At 63.3% G+C, this 10,236-nt stretch carries 17 protein-coding genes; all 17 read left to right on the forward strand.

Going from position 1 to position 10,236, the window contains the following annotated elements; genetic code table 11:
- Positions 1 to 627, forward strand: a 627-nt coding sequence (locus VMX79_03695) for a hypothetical protein (protein HUV86195.1), incomplete at its 5' end; no start/stop codon positions are given.
- On the forward strand, positions 624 to 1,076 hold the full coding sequence (rplO, locus tag VMX79_03700; GenBank protein ID HUV86196.1) for a 50S ribosomal protein L15: 453 nt from the start codon (positions 624 to 626) through the stop codon (positions 1,074 to 1,076). The genes VMX79_03695 and rplO, both read left to right, overlap by 4 nt.
- Position 1,077: 1 nt before the next feature.
- On the forward strand, positions 1,078 to 2,409 hold the full coding sequence (gene secY, locus VMX79_03705; GenBank protein HUV86197.1) for a preprotein translocase subunit SecY: 1,332 nt from the start codon (positions 1,078 to 1,080) through the stop codon (positions 2,407 to 2,409).
- Positions 2,410 to 2,416: 7 nt separating this feature from the next.
- Positions 2,417 to 3,058 carry an adenylate kinase gene (locus VMX79_03710; GenBank protein HUV86198.1) on the forward strand — a complete coding sequence of 214 codons (642 nt, stop codon included), beginning with the start codon at positions 2,417 to 2,419 and terminating at the stop codon, positions 3,056 to 3,058.
- Positions 3,045 to 3,800 (forward strand): type I methionyl aminopeptidase, encoded by a 756-nt coding sequence (gene map, locus VMX79_03715; protein ID HUV86199.1) that lies wholly within the window; start codon positions 3,045 to 3,047, stop codon positions 3,798 to 3,800. Before VMX79_03710 ends, map begins: the two co-directional genes overlap by 14 nt.
- 18 nt (positions 3,801 to 3,818) lie before the next feature.
- A complete protein-coding gene (infA, locus tag VMX79_03720) occupies positions 3,819 to 4,037 on the forward strand; it encodes a translation initiation factor IF-1 (protein HUV86200.1) in 219 nt (72 codons plus the stop codon).
- A 24-nt stretch (positions 4,038 to 4,061) separates the two neighbouring features.
- Entirely contained in the window at positions 4,062 to 4,175 is a 114-nt protein-coding gene (gene rpmJ / locus VMX79_03725) for a 50S ribosomal protein L36 (protein ID HUV86201.1), read from the forward strand.
- A 29-nt stretch (positions 4,176 to 4,204) separates the two neighbouring features.
- Entirely contained in the window at positions 4,205 to 4,579 is a 375-nt protein-coding gene (gene rpsM / locus VMX79_03730; GenBank protein ID HUV86202.1) for a 30S ribosomal protein S13, read from the forward strand.
- Between the two features lie 35 nt (positions 4,580 to 4,614).
- A complete protein-coding gene (gene rpsK / locus VMX79_03735) occupies positions 4,615 to 5,004 on the forward strand; it encodes a 30S ribosomal protein S11 (protein ID HUV86203.1) in 390 nt (129 codons plus the stop codon).
- A 26-nt stretch (positions 5,005 to 5,030) separates the two neighbouring features.
- On the forward strand, positions 5,031 to 5,678 hold the full coding sequence (rpsD, locus tag VMX79_03740) for a 30S ribosomal protein S4 (protein ID HUV86204.1): 648 nt from the start codon (positions 5,031 to 5,033) through the stop codon (positions 5,676 to 5,678).
- 46 nt (positions 5,679 to 5,724) lie between these two features.
- The gene (locus tag VMX79_03745) at positions 5,725 to 6,696 is read left to right on the forward strand and encodes a DNA-directed RNA polymerase subunit alpha (protein ID HUV86205.1); all 972 of its coding nucleotides are present in this window, start codon (positions 5,725 to 5,727) and stop codon (positions 6,694 to 6,696) included.
- Positions 6,697 to 6,698: 2 nt separating this feature from the next.
- Complete coding sequence (gene rplQ / locus VMX79_03750; GenBank protein ID HUV86206.1) at positions 6,699 to 7,184, forward strand: 50S ribosomal protein L17; 486 nt, start codon at positions 6,699 to 6,701, stop codon at positions 7,182 to 7,184.
- A gap of 146 nt (positions 7,185 to 7,330) precedes the next feature.
- Positions 7,331 to 7,723: a transcriptional repressor gene (locus tag VMX79_03755; protein HUV86207.1), complete on the forward strand. Its 393-nt coding sequence runs from the start codon at positions 7,331 to 7,333 to the stop codon at positions 7,721 to 7,723.
- A gap of 100 nt (positions 7,724 to 7,823) precedes the next feature.
- Positions 7,824 to 8,399 (forward strand): rubrerythrin family protein, encoded by a 576-nt coding sequence (locus VMX79_03760; protein HUV86208.1) that lies wholly within the window; start codon positions 7,824 to 7,826, stop codon positions 8,397 to 8,399.
- 158 nt (positions 8,400 to 8,557) lie between these two features.
- A complete protein-coding gene (locus VMX79_03765) occupies positions 8,558 to 9,124 on the forward strand; it encodes a nitroreductase family protein (protein ID HUV86209.1) in 567 nt (188 codons plus the stop codon).
- Positions 9,125 to 9,265: 141 nt separating this feature from the next.
- Positions 9,266 to 9,781: a thiol peroxidase gene (tpx, locus tag VMX79_03770; protein HUV86210.1), complete on the forward strand. Its 516-nt coding sequence runs from the start codon at positions 9,266 to 9,268 to the stop codon at positions 9,779 to 9,781.
- A gap of 21 nt (positions 9,782 to 9,802) precedes the next feature.
- A partial coding sequence (locus VMX79_03775) for a 2-oxoacid:acceptor oxidoreductase family protein (protein ID HUV86211.1) occupies positions 9,803 to 10,236 on the forward strand: 434 nt, incomplete at its 3' end.

Genomic DNA, 10,236 nt, shown 5'->3' on the forward strand with positions numbered 1-10,236 from the left:
GCCGACGCGCCGGCCGAGTCGCCGCCGGAGAAAGCCGCCGAGGGCGAGGAAAAGGAAAAGGCGCAGGCCGAAGCCGACGCGCCGGAACCGGTGGAAGAAAAAGCCGCCGAGGGCGAGGAAAAGGAAAAGGCGCAGGCCGAAGCCGACGCGCCGGCCGAGTCGCCGCCGGAGAAAGCCGCCGAGGGCGAGGAAAAGGAAAAGGCGCAGGCCGAAGCCGACGCGCCGGCCGAGTCGCCGCCGGAGAAAGCCGCCGAGGCCGAGGAAAAGGGAGAAAAGCGGGCGGGGGCAGACGCGCCGGAACCGGTGGAAGAAAAAGCCGCCGAGGCCGAGGAAAAGGAAAAGGCGCAGGCCGAAGCCGACGCGCCGGCCGAGTCGCCGCCGGAGAAAGCCGCCGAGGGCGAGGAAAAGGGAGAAAAGCGGGCGGGGGCAGACGCGCCGGAACCGGTGGAAGAAAAAGCCGCCGAGGGCGAGGAAAAGGAAAAGGCGCAGGCCGAAGCCGACGCGCCGGCCGAGTCGCCGCCGGAGAAAACCGCCGAGGGCGAGGAAAAGGAAAAGGCGCAGGCCGAAGCCGACGCGCCGGCCGAGTCGCCGCCGGAGAAAGCCGCCGACGAGGTTAAGGAAGAATGAAGTTGGGTGAACTCAAACCGGGGCCCGGCTCGAGGAAAGGCCGGAAGCGCGTAGGGCGCGGGCCGGCCTCCGGTCGCGGCAAGACGTGCGGCCGGGGCCACAAAGGCCAGAAGTCCCGCGCCGGCGCGAGCATACGCCCCGGCTTCGAGGGCGGCCAGATGCCCCTCCAACGCCGCTTGCCGAAGAGGGGTTTTACAAACGTTTACAACGAAAAAAAGGCCGCCACGGCATCGGTGAACGTCGGCGAGCTGGCTCGCTTCGGCGACGGCGCGACCATAGACCTCGATTTCCTGAAAGAACGTAAAGCCGTAAAGGCCCGGCGGGTTCGATATCTGAAGGTTTTGGGCGGGGGCGAGCTTAACGCCGCTATCACCGTGCGGGCCCATTACTTTACGCCCCAAGCGCGGGCCAAGATCGAGGGCGCCGGCGGCAAGGCCGAGGCGGTATAAGTTGTTCGACGTAATAAAAAGGTTCTTTGCCAACTTAAGAAACATCTTCAAGATCCCGGAGCTGCGCCGGAAGGTCTTGATAACGGTGGCGCTGATACTGGTGTACCGGATAGGCCGCCACATTCCGGTGCCCGGCGTTAACGCCGACGCGCTGACCTCGTTCTTCCAGGCGCAGAAGGGGACGCTCTTCGGCCTGTTCGACCTCTTCTCCGGCGGCAACCTGACGCGGGCCACGGTGTTCGCGCTCGGTATAATGCCGTACATCTCGAGCTCCATCATCTTCCAGCTCCTCGTCACGGTCATCCCGTATCTCGAGAAACTGTCCAAAGAGGGGGACGCGGGGCGCAAGAAGATAACGCAGTATACGCGCTACGGGACCGTCGTGCTTTCGGTCGTCCAGGGCTCCGCCATCAGCTTCTGGCTGGAGGGTTTGAGCCCGGAAGGCATCGCGGTCGTGACGTCGCCGGGCTGGGGCTTCCGGTTGATGACCATCCTGACGTTGACCGCCGGCACGGCCTTCATAATGTGGCTCGGCGAGAAAATAACCGAGTTCGGGGTGGGCAACGGCATATCGCTCATCATCTTCGCCGGCATCGTCTCCGCGATGCCCGGCGGGACGATCCGAACCATAAACAACTTGATCCACGGCGAGATGGACGTCGTTACGCTCATTATCATCCTGGCGGTAATGGTCGGCGTAGTCATGGCCGTGGTTTACATGCAGCAGGCGCAGCGGCGAATTCGCGTCCAGTACGCCAAGCGCATCGTGGGCCGGAAGGTGTACGGCGGCCAATCTACCCATATACCCATCAGGGTCAACACCGCGGGCGTCATCCCGGTTATATTCGCCAGCTCCATAATAATGTTCCCGCAGACCATCTTGACCTTCGCGGGGGGCCGGGGCGGAATTGTCGAGCAAGTGGCGGGTATGCTGGTGCCGGGGCAGTGGTTGTACGTCGTCGTCAACGTCGTACTGATCGTATTCTTTACCTATTTTTATACCGCCGTCGTCCTCAATCCGCAGGACATGGCGGAGAACATGAAGAAGTACGGCGGTTTTATTCCGGGTATACGGCCCGGCAAGAACACCGCCCAGTATATAGACCGTATCATAACGCGCATAACGCTCGTGGGAGGCTTCTTCCTGGCGGCTATCGACACCCTGCCGACGGTGCTTATCACTTTTATGAAGGTGCCCTTCTACTTCGGCGGGACCGGCCTGCTTATCGTCGTGGGGGTGGCGCTCGATACCATGCGCCAGGTGGAGTCCCACCTCCTCATGCGCCACTACGACGGCTTTGTCAAGAAGGGGCGAATACGGGGCCGGGTTTAGAGCCCGCATGCGACTTGTCCTGATAGGGCCGCCGGGGGCCGGCAAAGGCACCATAGCGGAGAAGTTGGCGGCGAAGTACGGCCTCGCGCACCTCTCGAGCGGCGATATGTTGCGCGACGCCATAAGCCGGGGGGCGCCGTTGGGGGCGAAGGCCAAAGAGTACGTCGAGAGCGGGAGGCTCGTTCCGCAGGAGGTCCTGGGCGAGGTCGTGGCCGAGAAGCTGCGCGAAGTCAAGGCGTTTATCCTCGACGGCTACCCCAGGACGCTCGAGCAGGCGGAATTTATAACGGCCTTGCCGTACGTCGACATCGACGCGGTTATTTACGTCGCGGTCGGCGAGGAAAAGGCCGTCGAGAGGTTGCGGGGCCGACGGGTGTGCGCGAAGTGCGGCGCCGTTACCCACGCCGACGCGGCCGAGGTTTGCGGGAATTGCGGCTCCGACGACCTCGTCGCCCGGGCCGACGACCGGCCGGATACGCTCAAGAAGCGGTACGAGGTTTACATGCTCGAGACGGAACCGGTCGTTGAATATTATCGCGGCCGCGGCCTCTTGCGCCAGGTCGACGGAACGGGGAGCCGGGAAGAGGTCCGGGCCCGAGTGGAGGCGGCGATCGGCCCTTTCGGAGCCCGCGGCGATGATAACCGTTAAATCCGCGGGCGAAGTAGAGGTGATGGCCCGGGCCGGGGCGATAGTGGTCGACGCGCTGAGGGAAGCCCGTCGCCGCGCCGAACCCGGAAATACCACCGCGGCGTTGGACCGGGCCGTACGGAAGGCCATCGAGGGTGCGGGGGCGAAGGCGGCGTTCCTGGGGTACATGGGTTTCCCCGCTTCGTCCTGCATCTCGTTGAACGCCGAGGTCGTCCACGGCATACCCTCGCCCGATAGGATTTTGGCGGAGGGGGACCTGGTCTCGGTGGACGTGGGCGTACTGTTGGACGGTTACTACGCCGATGCGGCGTTTACGGTCGCTCTGGGGGACGCGGCGCCCGAGCTGTTGGCCTGCGGCCGGCGATGTTTGGACAACGCCGTGGCGCAGTGCCGGGTCGGCACCCGCTTGGGCGACGTCTCGCACGGCATCGAGGAGACGGCCCGGGGAGACGGCTTCGACGTCGTACGCGAGTACGTGGGCCACGGCATCGGGACGAAGATGCACGAGGAGCCCCAGGTGCCGAATTACGGCGTGCCCGGGCGCGGGCCGAGGTTGGTCGCCGGGATGGCGCTGGCCCTCGAGCCCATGGTCGTCGCGGGCGATTGGCGGACGGCGGTGAGCCGGGACAAGTGGACCGTCGTTACCCGGGACGGCGCCCTTTCGGCCCATTTTGAACACACGGTGGTCATAACCGACGACGAACCGAGGGTGTTAACGCGGGGTTGGGAAGAGTTCGTTTAAAGGACTACGACGGCTGTTTTGGTGAAGGAACGAACCATACAGGTAGAGGGGACCGTCGTCGAGCCGCTCCCGAACGCGATGTTTCGGGTGAAGCTGGACAACGGCCACGTCCTCCTCGCACACGTATGCGGGCGCATGCGTATGCATTTCGTCCGCATACTGCCGGGCGACCGCGTCAAGGTCGAGCTCACGCCCTACGACCCCAACCGCGGCCGCATTACGTGGAGGTATAAATAGCGCCCGCCCTTCGAGGTGACGAAAGTGAAAGTGAAACCTTCCGTAAAAAAGATATGCAAGAAGTGTAAGATCGTTAAGAGACGCGGCGTCGTTCGCGTGATTTGCGAAAATCCCCGGCACAAACAACGCCAGGGTTAAGCAGCGCGTGAAAAGGGAGAAGTGTACCCATGGCACGTATAGCCGGCGTTGATTTAGACCGCGCGAAGCGCATCGAGGCCGCGCTGCCGTACATCTTCGGCATCGGCCCCACGGCCGCGCGCGCGATCCTGGTTGAGGCCAACGTTGACCCCGATACCAGGGTCAAGGATTTGACCGAAGCCGAGGTGGCGCGTCTGCGCGGCGTTATTGAAGAGGGGTACAAGGTCGAGGGCGCGCTCCGCGCGGAGGTGGCGGCCAACATCAAGAGGTTGATCGCGATTAACAGCTACCGCGGCCTCCGCCACAAAAAAGGCCTCCCCGTCCGCGGCCAACGTACTAAGACCAACGCCCGGATGCGCAAAGGGCCCCGCAGGACGGTCGGCCGCAAACGGAAAAAGAAGTAACCCTACCAGGATTCAGTCGCACGAGGTGATCGGCCTTGGCCAAGGTTAAAAAGAAAACGAAGAGGAAAGTCAAGCGGACGGTCTCGGAAGGCATCGTCTACATCAAGTCCTCCTTCAATAACACCCTTATAACGATCGCCGACAAGGACGGTAACGTCGTCGCCTCCACGTCGGGCGGGTTGGTCGGCTTTAAGGGGTCCCGTAAGTCTACGCCGTTCGCGGCCCAGATCTCCGCCGACCAGGCCGCGAAGAAGGCCGTGGCCATGGGGATGAGGGAGGTTGAGGTGCAGGTGGTGGGGCCGGGTTCGGGGCGCGAGTCGGCGGTGCGGGCTATCCAGGCCTCCAGCCTCCGCGTAACCGGCGTCCGCGACCGCACCAAGGTCCCGCACAACGGTTGCCGGCCCAGGAAGCGGCGTCGGGTATGACGCCGCCTTGCGAGGTTTTGTAGAATATGGCTAAGTATCGTGGCCCGAGTTGCCGAATCTGCCGTCGCGAAGGGGCGAAGCTCTTCCTCAAAGGCGAACGTTGCTTTGCGCGCGGTAAGTGCCCGGTGGACAAGCCGGTCAACCCGCGCAACTATCCCCCCGGGCAGCATGGCCTAAGGCGCCGGTTCCGCATATCCGACTACGGCGTGCGGCTCCGCGAGAAGCAAAAGCTCCGCCGGACGTACGGCCTTCTGGAGAGCCAGTTTCGGAAATATTTCCGCGCGGCGGCCCGGCGCAAAGGCGTGACCGGCGAGAACCTCTTACGGCTGTTGGAGATGCGCCTCGACAACGTCGCGTACCGGCTGGGGTTCGTTACCGCCCGCGGAACCGCGCGGCAGCTGGTGCGGCACGGCTTCTTCACCGTCAACGGCCGGCGGGTGAACATCCCCTCGTACCAGGTCAAGGTGGGTGACGTCATCGGCGCCGCCGGGAAGGGATTGCAACTCGAGCCCGTCAAATACGGCTTGGAATACAACAGCGGGAAGCTATTGCCGGAATGGCTGGAATTCGACCCGAAGAAGGCCGAAGGGCGCGTGGTCTCGCTGCCGACGCGCGAGCAGATCCCGGTCCCGGTCGACGAGCACCTGGTCGTCGAGTTCTATTCCCGTGTATAACGCCGCTTTTCAACGGTCGTAACGAGCAAAGGAGTGGGGTTGGCCCATGAAGGCTGACGCTTTCAAAATGCCGTGTGGCGTCAAGTTCGAACCCGAGGGGGCGAAGGGTTCTTGGGGTAAGTACGTCGTCGAGCCCCTCGAGCAAGGTTTCGGCCTTACGTTGGGAAACGCCGTCCGGCGCGTCCTGCTTTCGGCCATCGAGGGTACGGCCATTACGGCCGTCAAGATCGACGGCGTCTTACACGAACACTCGACGATCCCGAACGTTTACGAGGATACTACCGAGATTATAATGAACCTCCGGGGCTTGGTGCTGCGCCTCGACGCCGACCGGCCGAAGACCATCTACCTCGACGTCGAGGGGGAGGGCGAAGTGACGGGCCACGACATTATCGCCGACCCCGACGTCAAAATAATCAACCCCGACAAGAAGATAGCGACGTTGGCCGAGGGAGGCCGCCTTAAGATGGAAATGGAGGTTAGCCGGGGCCGCGGTTACACACCGGTAGAGCGCCTGCGCAACGAGGACCGGCCTCTAGGGGTTATACCCATCGACGCCGTCTATACCCCGGTGCGTAAAGTCAAGTACGCCGTCGAGGAAACGCGCGTGGGCCAACGTACGGACTACGACCGCTTAGTGGTCGAGGTTAGGACCGACGGCAGCATGACCGCCAACCAGGCCCTCGACGCCGCGGCGCGGGTTTTGCAGTCCCACATCGAATTATTCGTCGACTTTGAGACCAAGCGGCTTCCGGAGAAAGGGCGCGAGGACGAAGAACGCGCCCGCCTGAAAGAACTCCTTTCGCGCAACGTTAACGAGCTCGAGCTTTCGGTGCGGGCCGTAAACTGTTTGGAAATGGGCGACGTTAAAACGATTCGCGACCTGGTCGTCAAGAGTGACGCCGAAATGCTCAAGTACCGCAACTTCGGCCGCAAATCGCTGAACGAGATTAAAGAAGTCTTGACCGGCATGGGTTTGTCGTTGGGGATGGACATTTCCGGCATCGAAGAAGACTAGCCATGCGCCACCGTAAATATAAGAGGAAATTCTCCCGGACGCCGTCGCACCGGCGCGCGATGATGTCCAACCTCGTTCGGTCGCTGTTTCATTACGAACAAATTAATACGACCGGGGCCAAAGCCAAGGCCGTCAAGGGCCTGGCCGACCGAATCATCGCGCGCGCCCGCGACGATACCGTCCACGCTCGCCGGCTGGTGGCGCCCTTCGTGCGCGACCGCAACCTGCTTTGGAAGCTCTTCCACGAGATCGCGCCCATCGCCGAGGGCGACGGGGGCGGCTTCGTTCGAATCGTCAAGACCGATACCCGCCACGGCGACGGCGCCCCCATGGCCCTCGTCGAGCTGGTTAATAAAACCAAGCTATACTACGACCGGCGCAAAGCCGAAGAGGACGCCCGGAAGGCCAAGAAAGAGGAGGCCCGCCAGGCCGCGGAAAAGGCGCGCGAGGCGGCCCAGGCCTCGGGTGGCGCCCCGGTTCCGGAGTAACGCCGCCGGCGGGGTCAAGACCTGGCCGACGAGGCCGGGGTTTTTTATCCGTAGGGTTGCCCTTATAATCGAAAAAATATCTTGACGGAATGCGCTGAATGTATTAGATATTAGTAATAGTTATCATTAACATATAGGAGCAAGGATTGGAAAAACCCGTTAAATTGAAGATGACGGTCCAGCGACGGGTTATCCTCGAGGAAATTCAGAAAGTCAAAACCCACCCGTCCGCGGACGAGTTGTACCTGGCGGTGCGCCGGCGCCTCCCCGACATCAGCATGGCCACCGTGTACCGCAACCTCGAGACGATGGCCGAACACGGCTTGATTCGGCGCCTGTGGGAGGTCGGCGCGCCCAGGCGGTACGACGGCGAGCTCGCCGAGCATTACCATATCTTATGCGAGCGGTGCGGCCGCGTCAAGGACGTGTCGTTGCAGGCGGTGGACGGCTTCCTGGACGAAGTGCGACGAGCATCCGACTACGACGTGCAGGGTTACCGCCTCGGGTTCTTCGGCCTGTGTCCGAATTGCCGGCAGTAGCGGCCTTTCGGGCGGCGGGACGGCTCCGCCGGGTACGGCGTCTCTGCGAGAACTGAGTAATACGGCTATAAAACGGCGTATTGGAGGCAGGAGGTTAGACGTGGCTGGATTGAAGGGGACTCGGACCGAAAAGAATTTACTTACGGCTTTCGCGGGGGAATCGCAGGCGCGTAACCGCTATACGTATTTCGCCGGCCGGGCCCGCAAGGACGGCTTCGAGCAGGTAGCCGCCGTCTTCGAGGAGACCGCCAACCAGGAGAAGGAACACGCCAAGCGCCTCTTCAAACTGTTGGAGGGCGGCGAGGTCGAGATCCAGGCGGCGTACCCGGCGGGCGTAATCGGCGGAACCGCGGCGAATTTGGACGCCGCGGCCGCGGGCGAGAACTACGAGTGGTCCGATATGTACCCCTCCTTCGCGAAGGTGGCGCGCGAGGAGGGTTTTGACGAAATCGCGGACATCTTCGAGGCCGTAGCGGTCGCCGAGAAGCAACACGAGAAGCGTTACCGGGGCCTGCTCGCCAACGTCAAGGCCGGGACCGTTTTCAAGAAGGATAAGCCGGTGGTATGGCGCTGCCGGAACTGCGGGTACCTGTACGAAGGCGCGGAGGCGCCCGACCCCTGCCCGGCGTGCGACCATCCCCGGGCCCACTACGAGCTGTTATGTGAAAATTGGTAGTAACCGCGGGGGTTACCCGATTTGACGGGGGAAGATAAGAGAACCGACGGCCGGGGCGACGCGCGTCTAAAAACGCGCGGCCGCCGCGGCTTTTTGATTTAACGAACGGCCGGTACGTCGGACGGGGATTCGGATACGTAGGCCGACGGAGGTTCGTTATGGACGTCAAAGAAGCGATAAAAACGCGGCGGGCGTACCGCTCGCTGGCGCCGGTCGAAATCACGGAAGAGCTCATTCGGGATTTGGCGGAGTGCGCCGCCCTTTCGGCCTCGTGCTTCAACAACCAACCGTGGCGCTTCATCTTCGTATACGACGCCGCCGTGCTGGAGCGTATGCGTGAGGTAATGTCCCGGGGCAACGAGTGGACCTTCGACGCCTCCATGATAATCGTCGTCCTGAGCAAGCGGGAATACGATTGCGTGATACGGGAGCGGGAGTACTACCTCTTCGACGTCGGCATGGCGACGGCGTTCATGATATTACGCGCCACGGAGCTGGGCCTGGTCGCCCACCCCATCGCCGGCTACAGCCCCCGCAAGACGAGGGAGGTCCTGGGCATACCGGAGGAAATGGACGTCGTGACGCTGGTGAACGTGGGCCGGCACGCCGATACCATTAGCCCGGTGCTGTCGGAGGACCAGGCCGCGGCCGAGACGGAACGGCCCGAGCGGCTGCCGTTCGAAGACATCGCGTTCCTTAACCGTTATCCCGCCGACGAATCGTAAACGCCGTATGTGCGCGGCGAACGCCGGGCTCGAGATGCTGGCCTCGCTCGGCGTCGAAGGTGACCCGGCGCCTTAGCGTTTAAATTTACCCTGGAAATCTTTTTTCGATTTGATTATATTTAGCCGCGAAAGGAGAACGCCATGGCCGAGAGAACGGGGCTGGTAACGATGGGCGGCAACGCGGTGACGCTCGTCGGCGACGAGGTCAAGGTGGGCGACGAGGCGCCGGACTTCGTCGTCGTCGACAACGACCTGCAGCCGGTCAACTTCTCGTCCTACCGCGGGAAGGTGTGCGTCGTCGCCGCCGTGCCGTCGCTGGATACGGAGGTGTGCTCGACCGAGACGCGCCGCTTCAACGTCGAGGCCGCGTCGCTGGGCGAGGACGTCGTCATCCTCACCGTGAGTATGGACCTCCCCTTCGCGCAGAAGCGCTGGTGCGGGGCCGCGGGGGTGGACCGCGTCGTTACGTTGTCGGACCACCGCGACGCGTCGTTCGGCCTGGCGTACGGTGTGCTTATCAAAGAGGTGCGCCTGCTGGCCCGCGCCGTCTTCGTCGTAGGCCGCGACGGCGTCGTGCGCTACGTCGAGCTCGTGCCGGAGCTGGGCGAGGAGCCGAATTACGAGGCCGCGTTGGCGGCCGTCCGCGAGCTGACGTAAGTTCGCCCGGGGGTATTCGGTATGGCCGAGAGAGAATTGAACGTACTCGTCGGCGGCGAGGCCGGGCAGGGCCTGGCGACCGTGGGGTCGATTCTGACCAAGAGCCTCGTGCGCGCCGGCTATCGCGTCGTCGTGACGCAGGGCTACCAGTCGCGGATACGCGGCGGCCACAACACCTTCGCCGTCCGTGCGAGCGCGGGCGAGGTCGTCGCCCCGGGCGAGGCGGTGGACGTACTGGTGGCGCTGAACGAGGAGACGGTGGAGCTGCACCGGGGCGAATTGGCGCCGCGGGGGATAATAGTCGCCGACGAGGCGTTCGGCGCGGGCGGCGACGGCGTGCTGGCGGTGCCGTACAAGGAGATAGCAACCGGCCGGTACCGCAACGTCGCGGCGCTGGGCGTCGTCGCCTGTCTGCTCGGCCTCGACGAAGAGCTCGTGGCCGGCGTCGTGGAGGG

It is taken from the genome of bacterium, from assembly GCA_035529855.1.
Lineage (GTDB): Bacteria > RBG-13-66-14 > B26-G2 > WVWN01 > WVWN01 > WVWN01.

Coding starts and splice junctions, on each gene's coding strand:
- rplO (HUV86196.1), top strand. CDS start 624: ATGAAGTTGGGTGAACTCAAACCGGGGCCCGGCTCGAGGAAAGGCCGG.
- VMX79_03710 (HUV86198.1), top strand. CDS start 2,417: ATGCGACTTGTCCTGATAGGGCCGCCGGGGGCCGGCAAAGGCACCATA.
- map (HUV86199.1), top strand. CDS start 3,045: ATGATAACCGTTAAATCCGCGGGCGAAGTAGAGGTGATGGCCCGGGCC.
- rpsM (HUV86202.1), top strand. CDS start 4,205: ATGGCACGTATAGCCGGCGTTGATTTAGACCGCGCGAAGCGCATCGAG.
- rpsD (HUV86204.1), top strand. CDS start 5,031: ATGGCTAAGTATCGTGGCCCGAGTTGCCGAATCTGCCGTCGCGAAGGG.
- VMX79_03745 (HUV86205.1), top strand. CDS start 5,725: ATGAAGGCTGACGCTTTCAAAATGCCGTGTGGCGTCAAGTTCGAACCC.
- rplQ (HUV86206.1), top strand. CDS start 6,699: ATGCGCCACCGTAAATATAAGAGGAAATTCTCCCGGACGCCGTCGCAC.
- VMX79_03765 (HUV86209.1), top strand. CDS start 8,558: ATGGACGTCAAAGAAGCGATAAAAACGCGGCGGGCGTACCGCTCGCTG.
- tpx (HUV86210.1), top strand. CDS start 9,266: ATGGCCGAGAGAACGGGGCTGGTAACGATGGGCGGCAACGCGGTGACG.